Source organism: Geobacillus sp. GHH01 (assembly GCF_000336445.1).
GTDB classification, from domain to species: domain Bacteria; phylum Bacillota; class Bacilli; order Bacillales; family Anoxybacillaceae; genus Geobacillus; species Geobacillus zalihae.
The window spans coordinates 2,067,968-2,084,899 of the sequence record NC_020210.1 but is presented as its reverse complement, the minus strand read 5'-3'; the positions used below and the strand labels follow the sequence as shown (position 1 = coordinate 2,084,899).

The following is a 16,932-nucleotide window of genomic DNA, read 5'->3' as shown; positions in this document are numbered from 1 at the left end:
AGGGGAGAAAAGCGGATGGCGTTTCTTGAGCTGGTCGAGGTGACGAAATCGTATGGAGGCAAAAAGAGCGCGGTCGAGAATGTGAATGTCGCGATTGAATCAGGGGAGTTTTTTGTTCTTGTCGGCCCATCGGGATGCGGCAAAAGCACGATTTTGCGGCTGATCGCTGGCCTTGAGCCGCTGACATCAGGATATGTGCTGATCGATGGGCAGGTGGCGAATGATTGGCCCCCTCACGCCCGCCGGTTATCGATGGTCTTCCAAAACTATGCACTATATCCGCATCTAACCGTGGAGCAAAATATGCGGATTGTCTTGCAGGCGCAAAAGGTGCCGAAAGAAGAACAAGTGAAACGTTGCATGGAAGCGGCGGAATTGCTTGGATTGACCGATGTGCTGCATAGGAAGCCGCGGGAATTGTCAGGGGGGCAGCGTCAACGCGTTGCCTTAGGGCGAGCGATTGTCGCGCAGACTCCGCTTTGTTTGATGGATGAACCGCTCTCCAATTTAGATGCCAAGCTGCGTGCGAAAATGAGGAGCGAGCTTCGACGCTTGCAGCGTCAGCTCGGCATGACTGTGATTTATGTCACGCACGATCAGACGGAAGCGATGACCATGGCTGACCGGATGATGATTTTGCATGACGGCCGTCCGCAACAAATCGGCAGTCCGCTTGATGTATACAATAGCCCAGATAACACGTTTGTCGCTTCATTTATTGGAACACCGCCGATGAATTTGGCGGAAGCGCATGTGCTGGAACATTCGCTCTTATTGCAAAACGAGCGGCCCATCCGTCTTCGGCGTCGTTCTTTGCCGAAGGCTGAACGGGTGATCGTCGGATTACGGCCGGAACATATTGAGCCGGCGGAATCAGGAGAAGAATCTATGGCCGTCCAAGTCAGCCATATCGAGTGGCTTGGCAATGAAACGTTAGTGACGTTTGAGTTGGCGAAAAACCTTTATTGGACGGCACGGTGGAACGGACAATGGCGTATCCGTTTGGGAGACGTGATGCCGTTGGCGTTTGATGAGCAGGCTCTCCTTTTTTTCGATGAGCGTGGAAAGCGGATCGGGACGCCGCCCATCAAGCGGGAGGAGGTGCGGGTTCACCAATGAATGAGCGTGTTTCAACGGTTTCCACCCCGACGCCATGGTCGGTCCGGACGAAACGGGCGGGGCGGCAGTCCGCCATGAAATCGTGGTTGGAAGGGATGATGTATCTTTTTCCTTCGCTCCTGCTGTTTGGTGTGTTTCTCTTTTACCCGTTGGGGAGAACGATGTATTTAAGCGTGTTTCGCACCGATTATCAAGGGCACCCGACGGAGTTTGCCGGTTTGGCGCATTTTGTCGCCCTTCTTCAAGATGCATCGTTTTGGCATAGTTTAAAGACGACGATTCTATTTGCAGCGCTCACTGTTCCGACGACGGTCGCCGTTTCGTTCGGTTTAGCGTTGCTCGTTCATGAAAAGCGGAAAGGAATCGGGATCTTCCGGACGATTTTTGCCTCTACGATGGGGATGAGCGTGGGAGTCGCTTCGGTGATTTGGATGTTTATGTACAATCCAGCGATCGGGATTATCAATCGTTTGGTGTCTGCGATCGGCGGGACTCCTGTTTCATGGCTTCTTGACCAGGACACGGCATTGTATGCGGTGGCGGCGGCGACGGTTTGGATGAATATCGGGCTGACCTTTTTATTGTTGCTGGCCGGCCTGCAAAACATCGATCCATCCTTATACGAAAGCGCACGCGTCGTTGGAATGAGCTATTGGCGCCAGCTGTGGACAGTGACTGTGCCATTGTTGTCGCCGACGTTATTTTTTGTCACGACGGTCTCGCTTATTCAAGCGCTGCAAACGTTTGGACAAATTGACTTTTTAACGAAAGGCGGGCCGGTGGAGGCTACGAATGTGTTCGTTTACGCGATTTACCGGGAAGCGTTCGTCAACTATCAGTTTGGTTCCGCGAGCGCGCAAGCCCTTGTCCTTTTTCTCATCATCGCCATCGTCACGTTTTTGCAGTTTCGGTTTGCTGAGAGGAAGGTGCACTACCAATGAAAATAGCGCGGGCAACGGCTCACTATATGTTGTTATGCCTATGCTCGGTTGTCATCTTGTTTCCAGTGGCTTATGCTCTTCTGATGAGTTTGATGGATGGAGCCGCTATTTTGTCAGGACGCCTATGGCCTGAGAAGGGGACATTGGTCAATTATGAGGCCGCGTTTCAACAGGCTCCGCTTGGGAGATATTTATGGAACAGCTTTTTTGTGGCTTTCATGATTACAGTGGGGCGCCTCATCGTGTCAAGTCTCGCCGCTTTCGCTTTTGTGTTTCTCCGCTTTCCCGGTCGGGATCGGTGGTTTTACGTGTGCATTGCCACGATGCTCGTTCCGTGGGAAGCGACTGTGATCCCAAATTTTTTGACCATCCAAGCGCTTGGCTGGACAAACCATTACGCAGGACTCATCGTGCCGTTTTGGGCGATGGCATTTGGCATCTTTTTATTGCGGCAACAGTTTAAGCAAATTCCGCACGAGCTGTATGAGGCGGCGCAGTTGTCTGGGGTGGGGAATTTCCGCTTTTTTTGCCGCGTCGTGCTGCCGCTTTCAAAAACAAGTTTGGTGACGCTGGCTGTTTACAGTTTTTTGGACGCTTGGAATATGTATTTATGGCCGCTGCTCGTTACAAACGATGACCGCGTCCGCACCGTGCAGATCGGGCTCAAGCAGCTGCAGACGCAAGAGATCGCCAGCAGCTGGGGCGTCGTTATGGCAGCGGCGGTTATCGCGATGCTTCCAACTTTGTTGCTGTTGTTTGCTGGACAGAAGCAATTGCGAAAAGGGCTTATGCAAGGAGCGATTCAATAGCGAGGAGGAGAAACAAGATGAGAAAGGTTTTAGCCAGTTTCTTAGCTTTAATGTTTATTGGATTTGCCGCGGGATGCTCAAGCGAAGATGCGGGAGAAGCGGCGGGAGGCAAAACAGAAGTGGTGTTTTGGCATTCGATGAGCGGGGATTTGGAGCCGGTCTTAAATGACATTGTCGCTGATTTTAACCAAACCCATCCAGAGATTGAGGTGAAGCCAGTATTTCAAGGCACCTATGAGGAGGCGCTGACGAAATGGAATGCGGCAGCAGGGACAAAAGACGCCCCGACGATCATGCAGACGTTTGAAGTCGGAACAAAGCATATGATCGACAGTGGAAAGGTTGTACCAGTGCAGACATGGATTGATAAAGACAAGTATGATGTTTCACAATGGGAGAAAAATATTGTCAATTATTATACAGTCAACGGGCGAATTTACTCAATGCCGTTCAACTCATCCACCCCTGTACTCATTTATAACAAAGATGCGTTCCGCGAAGCCGGGCTTGATCCGGAAAAACCGCCTCTCACCTATAGCGAGTTGAAGGAAGCGGCGAAAAAGCTGACAAAGAAAAAAGGAAAAGAAACCGAACGGTACGGATTCTCGATTTTGAACTACGGCTGGTTTTTTGAAGAAATGGTGGCCGTACAAGGCGGACTGTATGTGAACAACAACAATGGACGGAGCAGTGATGCGACAAAAGCGGTATTCAATGGAGATGAGGGGAAGCGCGTATTTGAGCTGATCAGCGACATGTACCGAGACGGCACGTTTTACAACGCCGGTCAAAACTGGGACGACATGCGCGCCGCCTTCCAAGCAGGAAAAATCGCCATGTATTTGGATTCGTCCGCTGGTGTAAAAACGTTGATCGATAACTCGCCATTTGACGTTGGCGTTTCGTATTTGCCTGTCCCGGATGGCGTGGAACGTCAAGGCGTCGTAATTGGCGGCGCTTCGCTCTGGATGATGAAAGGAAGCAGCGAAAAGGAGCAAAAAGCGGCGTGGGAGTTCATGAAATACTTGACAACCGCTCCTGTCCAAGCTGAGTGGCATGTGCGCACAGGGTATTTTGCCATTAACCCAGCTGCGTACGATGAGCCGCTCGTCAAAGAGGAGTGGGCGAAATACCCACAATTAAAAGTGACGGTGGATCAGCTGCATGAAACAAAATCAACCCCTGCTACCCAAGGGGCGCTCATCACCGTCTTCCCTGAATCTCGGCAACATGTCGTGAAAGCGATGGAACGGTTGTACGAAGGAATCGATCCGCAAAACGCGCTCGATCAGGCGGCGGAAGAGACAAATCGGGTGTTGCAGGAGGCCGGAAACTGACCTGACCAACCGGACAAGCGTCCAGGTGGAGCTGCCGGATAGGCAAATCCAATGCTCGTTCGGGAAACCGATCTCCTTAATCAGTGAAGGGTTCTGCAAGGACCAGGCATGGACAAGGGCATTTACGTGTAATGTCATACGGAACGATTAGCGATGGCAAAAAAGATTGCCATCGCTAATCGTGTTGATCGGAAAGTTATTCTAAAAAATCAAATAAATAATTTTTTCCAAACTGTAGGGTGCGAAATGTAAGTTGTATCGATTTTATTTTCTTAAATATTGCTTTTTTATTGAGTATGTTATAATCCAAAAAACACAAGGGGTATACACAAATAAAAATACATTATAGGCTATTTCAGGCTCCCCTATATATATTATTTTATCTACTCCAAAATTGATCACCCAATATATTATTACGATAATAAAATAGGCTATAGCATGCAGGAGAAATGATATAGGAGGATTCATTTGATTTATTCTTTGTAATACGTAGTCTATCAATAAGGAGATTGGTATACCGAACAAAATAACTAGCGGAAGTACACATATTATAGAGTAGAGTAAGGACTTGACAAGAACTTCTAATAGTCCCTCTAAAATATTTAATTCCTTTGATACAGTGACACCTTTGGATTCAATTAGATAATATAAAAAACCTGAATTAATTGAAGTTAGTATCCCTGATATCAATTTTATCTTTATATCCCTAAACAATGAAATCCTCCCTCTAGAAATGTTTCCTTGATGAAAAGTCGTTAACGTCGTCTTCTTTTATCGTATCAACAGTTTGCGACTATTGTAAAGATGTTTTGTCACGGATTTAGGGAAGATATTGAAGATAGTGAACTACCCCCCACCTACGCTTCGCTTAGAGGTGGGGGCTTCAAGCGACTTGTGTGTGTTCGCTGAACGGTAAGCCACACACAAGAACCCTTTACGCTTCCCTTCGTTCCGAAGGTGTCCGTTCTAGCCATATTCTATCATATTCGTTGGCTAACGCCAACCGAAATTCATCTCCCACTTTCACTGGTGCTGGCGCACCTTCACGTTTAGAAGTAGGAGACTTCTTTCGGAGGGAAGTTAAAGCGCCAAAATCATAGAGTTTTCTTCGTGATACACCGGTGGCTATGTCGTTGACAATGGTGCTGTTATTTTTTGTCGTTGCTCCGTTTGCCGGAAAATCGTTTATCGAGAAGGAGTTAAGCGGCGGTGTCAATTTTCTTGTCTTCTCTCTTATGCAAGGAATCACGTTTGCTGCAGGAGTCTATGTCGTACTAGCAGGCGCACTGGTCACAGGTGCGCCGCCCATGGGGTACATCCTAACCCGATGGGACGGGGTGATGACACACCCCGAAGCTTTTGCGTTGTCCGAACCAGAAATGGATGAGGACGTGAGCGACCCAAGAATCCCACGCCTTTAAGCGTGTGGAGTGTCAATCCACTTTCTTCAGCAAATACATCTCCTCCTCCACTCTCGCGATGCGGCCAAGTTGATAATCAAGCCGCTGATGAATGAGGGAGATGTCTTCTTTTGTCGCCATTTGCTCGCGAAGGCGGGAAAGATCGTCTTTTGTGGCCATCTGCTCGCGAATGCCGGCCATTTCTCCGCGGAGGCTGGCGATTTCATGGCGCATGCCGTCTTGAATGCTGTGCTGCTCGAGTTGATTGTCGCGGATCGCTTTGATCATGTCCGTGTTTTCTTTCATCTGCTCTTTCAGCCAGCGCAACTCTTCTTCCTGCTTGTCCATCCGTTGTTCCAGTTTGTCCATTCGTTGTTCAAGTTGGCCCAATTTTTGCTTCACCGTTTGCATGTCTTGCTTCAGGACGGACATGTCATCGACAAGCCCTTGAACAAGTGTGGTTAACTGCCGCAACAGCTCTTCCATGAAGAAACCTCCTTATCGAGATGGGATTCACTCGGGGCGTTTCAACTATGAAACGTGAGGAGTCCAGGATGTGGAAATAGGAGAGGAAACGCCTGCAAGCTCATTATATCATGGCTTGGCTAGGCCATCATTCCTAAATTGAGGGAAAGAAAAGGGATAAATAGGGGGTGTGTTGAATACGTCATTAGCAGAAGTTGTGGTAGTTTGAAGAAAATAGATGGATAGGAGAGGGAACATGAACGCATGGATCAAGGGGAGAAATGCGGCGCTTATGTGTATGTGTATGGCGTCCATCTTTTTATTTTCCTGCAGCAATGCGGCTGATCGCGGCGTCGAGGAAGTGCTGGCGGCGCCAAACGAACTGGCGGGGCAAACAATCGAGCATCCACCGCTGCCGAGTCCGATCGATAAGATGGTGATAGCGTCAGCCTCTGCCAAACAAGCGGCGCCGAACCCGAACGAAGTGCGCATCACCATCAGCGCGGCGGGCGATGTGACGCTCGGGCGCGATGAAAATTATGGCTATGCGTATTCGTTTGATGAAGAAGCGAAGAAGCACGGCTTGCGCTATTTTACGAAATACATTGAGCCGATCTTCAAAAAGGACGATTTTACGACCGTCAATTTGGAAACGACGCTGACGACCTCGACGCGGAAGGCAAGCAAGACATTTCGTTTTCGCGGCCACCCGAGTTATGCGAAAATCTTAACTTATGGCGGCATTGATGCGGTGAATCTGGCCAATAATCATACATACGATTACTTGCAAAAAGGGTATCAAGATACGATCGCCAGTCTGAAAAAAGAAAAGGTCGGTTATTTCGGCCGGACGCTTCGGCTGTTGAAAACGGTCAAGGGCATTCAAATTGGAGCGCTTGGTTATGAAGGCTGGAGCAGTACAAGTGCACTGCGCAAACAAATTGCTGGTGACATCCGCGCCTTGCGGAACCAAGGAGCCGATCTCGTCCTCGTTCATTTTCATTGGGGAGTGGAACGAAGCTATGTGCCAAACAGCACGCAAAAGGCGCTCGGCCGCTTTGCGATTGACAGCGGCGCCGATTTGGTCGTCGGTCATCATCCGCATGTCATTCAAGGGATTGAGGAGTATAAAGGAAAGTTCATCGTCTACAGCCTCGGCAATTTTATGTTCGGCGGAAACAAAAATCCGAGCGACAAAGATACGTTTGTCTTCCAGCAAGTGTTCTCTTTTCAAAACGGGAAGCGGACGGCCAAAAAAGAAATCCGCGTCATCCCATTTCGCATTTCATCGGTGACGACAAGAAACAATTATCAGCCGATGCCGTTAGCGGGAGGGGAAGCAGCCCGAGTGAAACGGAAAATTGTCTCGCTGTCGGCGAAAATCAAAAAGCCGACTTGGACCGCGTACGAAGTGAAGTAAAAAAGGATGGCCCTTGTTTCGGCCATCCTTTCGCTTTTTGCAAGGTTAAGAGCGATCATTGATTAAGTTGGCGACGAGCACGTACCGCTGCGGAGCAGGGCCGACGTAGCGGAACGGATAGCACGTGGAAACGGTGAGTGTCGCTTTCGGCTTTGGAACGATGACCGTCCGGTCGTCGGCGTCGACGATGCGCACTTTGCGCACTTTATAGGTGAATGTGCCGGCGGACGTACGGACGATCAAGAGATCGCCTTGGCCGACTTCGCCAAGACGGCGGAAGACCGTGTCGCGATGGCCAGAAAGCACGCAGTTGTCCGCCTCTCCTGGCAGGACACTGCCGGCGTAATGGCCGACCCCTTTTTCCAACTCGTCTTCATCTGTACCGTGGTAAATCGCTAGGCTCATGTTGAGCTTCGGGATGATGAGTTCGCCGATTTGTTCGCCGATTTTGGGCTGTTTTGGGTAGAGTGAACTTTGGATTTGCATCGGCGCATCGCCTGTTTGTCTCTCTATTTCAACAGACAGCGGTTTGACCGCCTCGAGGCCGTTTTTCCACTTCAAGCCGCTAACGGCGGCTACGGCGATTCCAGCTGCGATCAAGCATGCTCCAAAAAAGCGCACGAGCCGTTTCCGGTTCATTTATTTCGTCTCAACTCCTTGGCGGAAGCGGACAAGGAATGCGCCGGCACCGATTAAGGTCAAACCAAAAAGCATATAAGCGGCATACGGGGATGCCGTCTTCGGCAGTTTCGCTCCGGCTTCGGTCCGCTTCAGCGGTTTCGGCGGCGCCGGTTTCACCACTTTTTCGATTTTCGCTGCCTGGCCGCTCTGTTGCAAGTCTTCGCCGATTTCATCGAATATGTCGGAGGCAAACATCTCTTCGGTCACGACAAAATCAGCCAGCAGCTCGCCTTCGGTGCTGTAAATTTCAACAAGCAAATCGTAGCCGTTCGCTGATTCCATTGTCAGCAGCGTCGACAGGCTGAGCGGCTTTTTCTCGCCACCGTTTGTCAAATAAAACTTCGCTTCCAGCTGAAATGTGGAAAGCAGGTCGGTCCATACATTGGCGATCTCAGCGATTTGCGTTGGCGATAGCTCCGTAACGCTTGTAAAATCGTACGCACCGATCGCCTCAAGCTGTTGACCGATTTCTTCCATTTTCTCGGCGAATTGTGGATCTTCCATATTAAGCGATTCAAAATGGTGATAGAGCTTTTCCAACTCTGCGTCCGTCAAACCAAGCTCGTCTAAATCCGGAAGCAAGTAGTCGATGACGGCCTCCGACAGTTCCTCGACCGTCGCATAATTGTCAAGCGAATCGCCGTTTTTAGACAGCAGTTTTTCCAATTGCGTTTTCGTCATGCCAATTTCTTGTAAAAATTTGTTTAATGTTTCTTCGGTCAACGGCGTCAAATTTCGATAATAATCGACGATATCTTTCAGCTCGCCGATCGAGTGGTAATCGGCCAACGATTCGCCATGCCGATCAAGAAGGGCGATGAGCTCTTCCTTTGTCATTCCGCGTTCGTTTAGAAAGGCGGCCAACGTTTCATCCGTGATCGGAACGGAGTAATCTTTAAACAGTTCGATATATTCTTCCAGATCATTGTAAAATAAAAACACATCAGTAATGGCCTGTGACTCTTCCATTTCTCCATTGTCGATGAGCATTTGTCGAAGCTGTTGTTCGGTCAATCCGTGTTTGGCGAGCAACTGAGCTAAATTTTCTTCTGTGAGCGGCTCGCCGAACTCACGGCGCAATTCGTCCACGCTGTCAAACTCATCGAGCGAATAGCCTTCATAGTCCAAATAATTTTCCAGCTCTTCGACTGTGATCCCTGCTTCATTTAAATACTGCTCTAAAGCTGGATCGTTGCGTTCAATGGCGAACGCTGAAGCTGGCCATATAGTGGTGATGGATGCGGCCAAGGCAAAAGGAACGATGTTTTTCATGTCGTGACCTCCGTTTGTTTGTATATACGAATTCAGTATATAGGGACATGAGAAGGTTGAAAATAGTGAAATATATGGAATTTTTTATATAGAAAGAACTTCCCGTTGGCATCGAATGTTTTCCATGTATGACTTTTTCAGAGGAAACGTATGCTAACCGTTGAACGGGAGCTGTCGAGCAAAAGGAGGTGGAGGTACAATGGATCGCTTATTCCGTCTGTTCCGCGTTCAGCGCGGCCGCGGGTTGTGGAATCCATGGTTGGGGGTTGTTAGACGGCGAAGAAACCATAACGCCATTTGGACGCTCGTCAGCGTAAGCTTAGGAGCGGTGGCAGCCGCGATGTTGGGGGCGAGACAAGGGAGACGCATGGCGCCGATGACGCAAGGACCGATGCGAAACGTGATTCGCGGCCTCAACCGCTGGATGAGCCGGCGGATGGGAACGATGCAGCCTGCTGCGGCGGAGTTTGCCGAAGAAATGGCTTCTTGGCAGATCAACGATCAGAAAAATCCAAAATAATAAAATACAGCGACTCGCTGTATATTGGCCTAGTATTGGATCTATATAAGATGATCTTAACAAGGTGCCCCGATTATATGGAGGGGCGCCTTCTTTGTTTTAGAACCATGGTTTTCAAAGTTGAAAAAGATGAAGGGTTGTAGCATAATATTTTTGTTAACTAAATATTCAGAAATATAAAATAAAACTAAGTTGTCTTTGTTGTTTGGTGAAAAAAAGAGGTGTTGATGTAAAGAAAAGGGGAGAGAATGGATGACGCAGATTGAAATGGAGCGGATAGGAGATGAAATGTACCGCGTTCCGATCCCAGTCCCATTTCCGATGAAGCATGTTTATTGTTATGTATGCCGAGAAACGGATGGATGGAGCATTGTCGACGTCGGCTTTCGCTATCCTGAGGCGATTCGCGCCTGGGAAGCAGTGTTTCGGCAACTTGGAATCAAGCCGCGGCACGTTCGCGCCATTTACATCACGCATTTTCACCCGGACCATTTCGGCCTGGCTGGGTGGATGCAGCAACAAACGGAAGCGCCTGTATGGATCAGTGAGCCTGATTATGCGATGGCGGAACGAGTGTGGGGGGAAGAGAGTCGCCAGGCGAGCGAAGTGGCTGCGCTGTTTCGCCGCCACGGCGTCCCGAAAGACCTTGTGGCGGACATCGAAGAGAGTATGGAGAAGTTGTCGCTCCGCGTCAGTCCGTTTCCTGTACTAACAGTGTTGGCTGACGATGAAATTGTGCTCGGCCAACGGCGATGGACCGTCATTCCGGTTCCGGGGCACAGCGATGGGTTGATCAGTTTTTATCAGCCAGAGTCACGCCAGCTGCTTGTCTCTGATCATGTGCTTGACCGCATTACCCCAAACATCGGGGTATGGCCGGGCGCCCATCCGAATCCGCTCGAGCAATATTTTGTTTCGCTGCGCAATGTGGAGGCTCTCCATGTGGAGGTGGCTTTGCCTGCTCATGGCGCTGTCATCCGTCAATTTCGCGAGCGGATCCGTGATATTTTCCGCCATCACGAGCACCGGTTGAAAAAAATGAAAGCGTTGACGGAAAAGGGGCGCACCGCTTATGACATCGCTGATCTTGTGTTCGGCCATAAGCCGCTGACGGCGCACCAATGGCGGTTTGCGGTGGCGGAAACGTTGGCGCATTTGGAGTATTTAGTGTCCATTGGCCAAGTACAAAAAGATGAGCGGAACGGCGTGTTCGTATATGAATCATGATCGTCGTCTGCCATACGGAAAACAGCTGGAATTTTTGTATGTTGAGACAATTCGGTTTTGTGCTTCTCTTTGCACGGCTACGGTGTATAATAGAAAAATGTAGGCATAGGAAATGCGAACGCGTCCTTGAAGGCGAGATGGGGAGATGAAACCGATGTGGCAATCGATCAACCGCCGGCTTGAGAAGGTGTTGCCGCTGCTGACGCCGGCGAGCGTAGTGATCGGTGTATGGCTGTCTAACGAGTTGCACGATTATGCCGCACTTGTGCCGTGGTTGTTTGCGTTTATGACGTTTAGCGGCAGTTTGCGGCTGCGGTTGGCTGATTTGAAAGAGGCGCTTATTCACCCCGGTCCGATCGCGGCGGCGTTATGTTTGCTTCACCTCGTGATCCCGCTTTGGGCGTTTGGGCTTGGGCATTTGTTTTTCGGCCACGATCGGCTGACGGTGATCGGCTTTGTGCTGGCGGCGGCCATTCCGACTGGGGTGACGAGCTTCATCTGGGTGTCGATCGGACGGGGAAACTTGGCGTTGGCGCTGTCCGTCATTTTGATTGATACGTTTTTGTCGCCGGCCGTTGTGCCGCTGACGTTGCTGCTGTTTGCGGGAAGCGCGGTCGAGATCGACGTTTGGCAAATGGTGCTCGGGTTGTTTTTCATGATTATTTTGCCATCGCTTGGCGGGATGTTGGTCAGCGAGCGGTTGTCCGGCCGCGCGAATGAACGGCTGGCGGGGGGATTGGCGCCATTTTCCAAACTGGCGCTTGTGCTTGTTGTCATGATCAATAGCGCGGTTGTCGCTCCGTATTTTGGTCATGCTGACGCCCGCTTGGTTTTTATGGCGTTTCTCGTCTTCGTGATTGCGGGCTCCGGCTATTTTCTTTCTTGGATGGCGGCCCGCTGGCTGAAATTTGCCCCGCCGGACATCATTGCGCTGACGTTTACCGGCGGCATGCGCAACATCAGCGCCGGTGCGGTGCTGGCGATGACTTACTTTCCGCCGCCGGTGAGCGTGCCGGTTGTGCTTGGCATGCTGTTTCAGCAAGTGCTGGCGTCTATGTACCATCGCCTGCTGGACAAAACATATCATTTGTCGTCGGGCCGTCAGGCGCCGTTTGCCGGCAGCGCTCGATAGCCAGCGGGAGGCGGACAGCGGCGTTCGGCGAGGGAGCGGAGGGAAAAGGCGAAGGAGCGAAGAGCCAAAAAGATTGCTCATCCGGGATCGGACGGGCATGGGCAGCAAGCCAAAAAAAAGGCGTTGCCGGCGGCAGCAGTTCGCGGATGGGCGATGGATCTGCTGCGGTGGAGGGACGGGGCTGAGCCGGCCTAGCGGCTTGGCGCATGTTCCCGTTCCGGTGAACGGATGAGGTGGCGGCGAAGAGGAAGGTTGAGTTCGACAATTCCTTCCACGACGAGCCGGGCGATTTCCTTCGCCCCTCGCTGGTGAAAGTGGGTGTTGTCGCTGATGCCGTTCGGGTAATTGGGATGTTCGCCCGGTGCGAGCCATAAAAACCACCGTTTCGTCCGCTCCGGACCGAGCTGTTCAAACCGCTGTTTGCTTTTCGCCGTCAAATCGATAAACGGCACGTGCTCTTGTTTCGCCAGCGCTTTCATGGCGGCAGGATAAGGCCCGTGGGAATCGAGCGCTCGTCCGTCGGCGGAAAAGCGCCGCCGCTCGACCGGGGTGATGAGGACAGGAGTCGCCCCTTTGGCGCGGGCGCCGTCAATACACTGTTTCAAATATGCCTGATAGGTGGTGAACGGCTCGGTGTGGCGCGCCGGGTCGTTCACCTTTTCATCGTTATGGCCAAATTGGATGAACAAGTAATCCCCTTTTTTCATCTCATGCAACAGGCGAGCCAACCGCCCCTCCTCGACAAAACTTTTCGCGCTGCGGCCGGAAGCGGCCATATTTTTCACCATGACGTTGTCATCAAACCAATCATCGAGCATTTCACCCCATCCGGCCCGGGGAGCGCGGGAGCGGGGGGCGGCGGCGACGGTCGAATCGCCTGCCAAGTAGATCGTTATGACGGCCCGTCCGCCCGTTTTGGATGCTTTTCCATCCGTGTCCGGTTGGGCGATGAGGGCAACGCTGGCGGCGATGACAGCCAAGCAAAGGAATGCGGCTTTTTTTCTTCTCAATCGGATTCCTCCTATCCGGCAGCTGCTCGTCTTTTCGGTTTGTTCCCCGTTATCGTTGCTCGCTGCCATTGCCTTTATGCGCCATTTGGGCTAGTCCACCGTTTGGAATCGGCGGTAAAATTCCCATATTATTGAAAGAAAAAGACCGTAACCGGCAACTGAATACCAATGGCTCCATTCGGCCGTGTGGGTGAACAAACCGTACGTCTCGGCTTTGGCCTCCAATGCGGCCGCCAATGCCGACAATGCAGCGATGAGCCCCATGCGCCCAAGGCGGCTAAGCCGCTCCATGAGGGCAAGAAAGAAGACGGTGCCGAGCGGAAGAACGACGGCCGTAAAGAAAATATCGATCGAAAAGACAGAAGGAAAGGGCCGTTTCGGGAACGCATACAGCCCTTTTCCCACGAAATACAAATCCAAATACGTCCCCGTCCAAGACGCAAGCAGCGCTGAAGCCACGTAGGCGCGGCGGCTAGCGCGCATGAAAGAAGGCGTGTTTGGCGATGATCGCCAGCTCCATTTTTTCGAGCGTTTCACAATAGGCATCCACAATCTCTCCATTCGTCGGTCGTTCCGGTTTGACAAGATAGCGGACAACGTGCGGGTCGGTAAACCAATCGCCGGGTTCAACCGCTTCATGGACGACGTTTTTCCACGCGTGACGAAGCTGCGGGCTGTATAGGCGCGGGGCGTTAGGAACTATTTGGCAATCGTGGATGCGGCGGCGGTACGGCTCCCGTGGAAACGATTCGCATACGTCGTTAAACAGCTGCGGCCAATAGTCTTTGCGCGAGCCGGTGTGCGGATGGCGCACCGCCCAGCGCACAGCGTTTTCCAATGTTTCTTCATCGTCAAACAAAATCGAGTACAGCCGTTTGCCGAGCAAAATGCGTTCATGGAGCGACTCAAACTCGTGGAGTGTTTGGCCGATCAAGGCGGTGCCGCCCCGGCCGTCGTCATGCGGAAACAAAATATGGTTGAAGCAGAGTAGTTCCTGCAGTTTAAACTCCAGCGTCTGAAAAACCGTTTGCCGAAAAGCAGGATGTTGAATGACGCGGGATTCCAAATAGCTTTGTTCGTTCACGACTAAGGCGATGGCGAGCGTGTACGGGTCGCCGTGGCGCCAAAAATGGTGCCATACCGTTTCCATAAACGTTGAGACGCCAAGCCATGGCAATAAATAAAATAACGGCTCTCCCCGCTTTTTGCTTTCCTCATACAACAAAAACTGTGGATAAATGTCTTGAAAAATGAGCCAATTGCCGCGCTCCAAAAAGGCGAAAAACGACTGCCGGTCGTCTTCCGAGAGCAGCCTCATGAGCAGTTCCCCTTTTAAGTCGGTCATATTCCAGCCGCCGTTGCGCGACACCATATGCCCTAAAAATGCCCAATGAATTTCGCGATGGCGCAAGTAAAAATCGAGATAGGCCGTTGTCCGGGTGACATTGTTTTCGTTTTGTTCCGCCGTCATCGCCTGGATGCGGCGGATGAGCTGCTGCTCTTTGGCCGTCAGATCGCGTTCTGATATCGTTGTTGCTTCTTTCTTTCTCTTTTTCTTCAGCTCCCGATAAAGATCGACGAGAGAAAGGGGAAGAGACGAGGTTTTTGATTTTCGGCAGCGCATGATGAATCCCCCTCTTGGCGCATCGCGGGTTTGCGAATCGAATAAATATGGAAAGAAGCAGATTTTCGAAAAAGGAAGGCGATGAATAGTGGACGATGAACGGCGCGTGCTCATCGATGCGCTCAAGCAATCGCAAGCGGCTGATGGATCGTGGCGGTTTCCGTTTGAAACCGGTATTTCCACCGATGCCTATATGATCATTTTATTGCGGACGCTCGGAATACATGATGAACCGTTGATTCAAGCGCTTGTCGAACGTATTGAAAGCCGCCAGGACCCGAATGGGGCGTGGAAGCTGTTTGCCGATGAAGGCGACGGCAACGTGACGGCGACAACCGAGGCGTATTACGCCCTGCTTTACTCCGGCTATCGGAAAAAAAACGACCCGCATATGCAAAAGGCGAAAGCGCGCATTTTGGAAATGGGCGGCCTAGAGCGTGTCCACTTGTTTACGAAAGTGATGCTCGCATTGACCGGACAGCATCCGTGGCCAAGACGGTTTCCGCTGCCGCTTGAATTTTTCCTTCTTCCCCCGTCGTTTCCGCTCAATATGTATGACCTTTCCGTGTACGGAAGAGCGAACATGATTCCGCTTCTCGTCGCCGCGGAGCGACGGTACAGCCGGAGGACGGCAAAAAGCCCAGACTTGTCCGATTTGGTTGTTTCCCGCAACGACTGGCGGCTGCCTGAAAGCCGATCGCTATGGTCGTACATCAAGCGATCTCTCATCGGACTTCCGGACCAGCTGCATCATGCCGCCGAACAGCGCGCCGTCCGTTATATGTTGGATCATATCGAGCCAGACGGAACGTTGTACAGCTATTTCAGCTCGACGTTTTTGTTGATTTTTGCGCTGCTCGCGCTCGGCTATCCGAAAGATGATCCGTATATTCAGCGGGCTATCCGCGGTTTGCGCTCACTGCGGACCGAAATCGATGGGCATACGCATATGCAATATACGACCGCTTCCGTTTGGAACACGGCGTTGGCGAGCTACGCGCTGCAAGAAGCGGGCGTGCCCTTGACGGACCGGACGATTGAAAAAGCGAACCGCTATTTGTTGTCGCGCCAGCATATCCGCTATGGCGACTGGGCGGTGCACAACCCGTACGGTATACCGGGCGGCTGGGGATTTTCTGATGTGAATACGATGAACCCGGACGTTGACGATACGACCGCCGCGCTGCGCGCCATCCGCCGGGCGGCAGCGAAAGAGACGGCGTTTCGCCATGCATGGGATCGGGCGAACCAATGGCTGTTTTCGATGCAAAACGATGACGGCGGGTTTGCGGCGTTTGAAAAGAATGTCGGCAAACGGTTTTGGCGGTATTTGCCGATCGAAGGGGCGGAATTTTTGTTGATGGACCCATCAACAGCCGATTTGACCGGACGGACGCTTGAATATTTCGGAACGTTCGCTCGATTAACGAAAGACCACCCCGCCGTCGCCCGCGCCGTCGACTGGCTGCTTGACCATCAAGAAGCCGACGGTTCGTGGTATGGGCGCTGGGGGATTTGCTATGTATACGGCACATGGGCGGCGGTGACGGGGCTTTCGGCTGTCGGCGTTCCAATCGATCACCCGGCGATGCAAAAAGCTGTTCATTGGCTTTTAAGCATCCAAAATGCTGATGGCGGCTGGGGGGAATCATGCAAAAGCGACGGAGCCAAGAGGTATGTGCCGCTTGGCGCCAGCACGCCGGTCCATACCGCCTGGGCGCTTGATGCCCTCATCGCCGCCGCCGAGCGTCCGACCGCGGAAATGAAAGCCGGCGTTCGCTCCCTTATTCGCCTTCTTCGCCATCCGGACTGGACGGCTTCGTATCCCGCTGGGCAAGGAATGGCGGGCGCCTTTTACATCCATTACCATAGCTACCGCTACATTTTTCCGTTGTTGGCGCTCGCCCATTATGAGCAAAAGTTCGGGCCGTTTGTGGATTAGCCAACTATCCGTACGAGGGCGTGATGGAACGCT

General features: G+C 51.7%; 15 protein-coding genes and 1 pseudogene. 10 read left to right on the top strand and 6 right to left on the bottom strand.

Going from position 1 to position 16,932, the window contains the following annotated elements; genetic code table 11:
- Window positions 1-15: 15 nt before the first annotated feature.
- From GHH_RS10170 to GHH_RS18295, 5 genes and pseudogenes are all read left to right on the top strand, one after another.
- The gene (locus tag GHH_RS10170) at window positions 16-1,119 is read left to right on the top strand and encodes an ABC transporter ATP-binding protein (protein WP_015375089.1); all 1,104 of its coding nucleotides are present in this window, start codon (window positions 16-18) and stop codon (window positions 1,117-1,119) included.
- Entirely contained in the window at window positions 1,116-2,060 is a 945-nt protein-coding gene (locus GHH_RS10165; protein ID WP_015375088.1) for a carbohydrate ABC transporter permease, read from the top strand. The genes GHH_RS10170 and GHH_RS10165 overlap by 4 nt, the downstream gene beginning before the upstream one ends.
- A complete protein-coding gene (locus GHH_RS10160) occupies window positions 2,057-2,869 on the top strand; it encodes a carbohydrate ABC transporter permease (protein WP_015375087.1) in 813 nt (270 codons plus the stop codon). Before GHH_RS10165 ends, GHH_RS10160 begins: the two co-directional genes overlap by 4 nt.
- A 17-nt stretch (window positions 2,870-2,886) precedes the next feature.
- On the top strand, window positions 2,887-4,206 hold the full coding sequence (locus tag GHH_RS10155) for an ABC transporter substrate-binding protein (RefSeq protein ID WP_015375086.1): 1,320 nt from the start codon (window positions 2,887-2,889) through the stop codon (window positions 4,204-4,206).
- A 1,082-nt stretch (window positions 4,207-5,288) separates the two neighbouring features.
- Window positions 5,289-5,489, top strand: a pseudogene (locus tag GHH_RS18295) (PTS transporter subunit IIC); the annotation flags it as partial.
- Between the two features lie 150 nt (window positions 5,490-5,639).
- On the opposite strand, the gene GHH_RS10140 reads toward GHH_RS18295, so the two are convergent.
- Window positions 5,640-6,092 carry a hypothetical protein gene (locus GHH_RS10140; protein ID WP_015375083.1) on the bottom strand — a complete coding sequence of 151 codons (453 nt, stop codon included), beginning with the start codon at window positions 6,090-6,092 and terminating at the stop codon, window positions 5,640-5,642.
- A 235-nt stretch (window positions 6,093-6,327) separates the two neighbouring features.
- On the opposite strand from GHH_RS10140, the gene GHH_RS10135 reads away from it, so the two are divergent.
- Window positions 6,328-7,491 (top strand): CapA family protein, encoded by a 1,164-nt coding sequence (locus tag GHH_RS10135; RefSeq protein ID WP_015375082.1) that lies wholly within the window; start codon window positions 6,328-6,330, stop codon window positions 7,489-7,491.
- Window positions 7,492-7,536: 45 nt separating this feature from the next.
- Here GHH_RS10135 and GHH_RS10130 read toward each other — a convergent pair whose 3' ends face one another.
- Window positions 7,537-8,130, bottom strand: coding sequence for a class D sortase (locus tag GHH_RS10130; protein WP_015375081.1), 594 nt, complete (start codon window positions 8,128-8,130; stop codon window positions 7,537-7,539).
- Window positions 8,131-9,444, bottom strand: coding sequence for a processed acidic surface protein (locus GHH_RS10125; protein ID WP_015375080.1), 1,314 nt, complete (start codon window positions 9,442-9,444; stop codon window positions 8,131-8,133).
- A 199-nt stretch (window positions 9,445-9,643) separates the two neighbouring features.
- Here GHH_RS10125 and GHH_RS10120 point away from each other — a divergent pair, with 199 nt between their 5' ends.
- The 3 genes from GHH_RS10120 (at window position 9,644) to GHH_RS10110 (ending at window position 12,323) form a co-directional block, all read left to right on the top strand.
- Window positions 9,644-9,964 carry a hypothetical protein gene (locus GHH_RS10120; RefSeq protein ID WP_015375079.1) on the top strand — a complete coding sequence of 107 codons (321 nt, stop codon included), beginning with the start codon at window positions 9,644-9,646 and terminating at the stop codon, window positions 9,962-9,964.
- A gap of 252 nt (window positions 9,965-10,216) precedes the next feature.
- The gene (locus GHH_RS10115) at window positions 10,217-11,191 is read left to right on the top strand and encodes an MBL fold metallo-hydrolase (RefSeq protein ID WP_015375078.1); all 975 of its coding nucleotides are present in this window, start codon (window positions 10,217-10,219) and stop codon (window positions 11,189-11,191) included.
- A gap of 154 nt (window positions 11,192-11,345) precedes the next feature.
- The gene (locus GHH_RS10110) at window positions 11,346-12,323 is read left to right on the top strand and encodes a bile acid:sodium symporter family protein (protein ID WP_015375077.1); all 978 of its coding nucleotides are present in this window, start codon (window positions 11,346-11,348) and stop codon (window positions 12,321-12,323) included.
- A gap of 191 nt (window positions 12,324-12,514) precedes the next feature.
- On the opposite strand, the gene GHH_RS10105 is transcribed toward GHH_RS10110, so the two are convergent.
- The 3 genes from GHH_RS10105 to GHH_RS10095 form a co-directional block, all read right to left on the bottom strand.
- The gene (locus tag GHH_RS10105) at window positions 12,515-13,333 is read right to left on the bottom strand and encodes a rhamnogalacturonan acetylesterase (RefSeq protein ID WP_015375076.1); all 819 of its coding nucleotides are present in this window, start codon (window positions 13,331-13,333) and stop codon (window positions 12,515-12,517) included.
- Between the two features lie 90 nt (window positions 13,334-13,423).
- A complete protein-coding gene (locus tag GHH_RS10100; protein ID WP_015375075.1) occupies window positions 13,424-13,816 on the bottom strand; it encodes a CBO0543 family protein in 393 nt (130 codons plus the stop codon).
- A complete protein-coding gene (locus GHH_RS10095) occupies window positions 13,806-14,957 on the bottom strand; it encodes a DUF2515 domain-containing protein (RefSeq protein WP_015375074.1) in 1,152 nt (383 codons plus the stop codon). The genes GHH_RS10100 and GHH_RS10095 overlap by 11 nt, the downstream gene beginning before the upstream one ends.
- A gap of 85 nt (window positions 14,958-15,042) precedes the next feature.
- Here GHH_RS10095 and shc point away from each other — a divergent pair, with 85 nt between their 5' ends.
- On the top strand, window positions 15,043-16,899 hold the full coding sequence (gene shc, locus GHH_RS10090) for a squalene--hopene cyclase (RefSeq protein WP_041470505.1): 1,857 nt from the start codon (window positions 15,043-15,045) through the stop codon (window positions 16,897-16,899).
- Window positions 16,900-16,932: the final 33 nt, after the last annotated feature.

Bases quoted from the DNA above. Each gene is read 5' to 3' on its own strand.
- GHH_RS10095 (WP_015375074.1), bottom strand. From the start codon at position 14,957: ATGCGCTGCCGAAAATCAAAAACCTCGTCTCTTCCCCTTTCTCTCGTC.
- GHH_RS10115 (WP_015375078.1), top strand. From the start codon at position 10,217: ATGACGCAGATTGAAATGGAGCGGATAGGAGATGAAATGTACCGCGTT.
- GHH_RS10135 (WP_015375082.1), top strand. From the start codon at position 6,328: ATGAACGCATGGATCAAGGGGAGAAATGCGGCGCTTATGTGTATGTGT.
- GHH_RS10160 (WP_015375087.1), top strand. From the start codon at position 2,057: ATGAAAATAGCGCGGGCAACGGCTCACTATATGTTGTTATGCCTATGC.
- GHH_RS10130 (WP_015375081.1), bottom strand. From the start codon at position 8,130: ATGAACCGGAAACGGCTCGTGCGCTTTTTTGGAGCATGCTTGATCGCA.
- GHH_RS10120 (WP_015375079.1), top strand. From the start codon at position 9,644: ATGGATCGCTTATTCCGTCTGTTCCGCGTTCAGCGCGGCCGCGGGTTG.
- GHH_RS10170 (WP_015375089.1), top strand. From the start codon at position 16: ATGGCGTTTCTTGAGCTGGTCGAGGTGACGAAATCGTATGGAGGCAAA.
- GHH_RS10155 (WP_015375086.1), top strand. From the start codon at position 2,887: ATGAGAAAGGTTTTAGCCAGTTTCTTAGCTTTAATGTTTATTGGATTT.
- GHH_RS10125 (WP_015375080.1), bottom strand. From the start codon at position 9,444: ATGAAAAACATCGTTCCTTTTGCCTTGGCCGCATCCATCACCACTATA.
- GHH_RS10165 (WP_015375088.1), top strand. From the start codon at position 1,116: ATGAATGAGCGTGTTTCAACGGTTTCCACCCCGACGCCATGGTCGGTC.
- GHH_RS10110 (WP_015375077.1), top strand. From the start codon at position 11,346: ATGTGGCAATCGATCAACCGCCGGCTTGAGAAGGTGTTGCCGCTGCTG.
- GHH_RS10100 (WP_015375075.1), bottom strand. From the start codon at position 13,816: ATGCGCGCTAGCCGCCGCGCCTACGTGGCTTCAGCGCTGCTTGCGTCT.
- GHH_RS10140 (WP_015375083.1), bottom strand. From the start codon at position 6,092: ATGGAAGAGCTGTTGCGGCAGTTAACCACACTTGTTCAAGGGCTTGTC.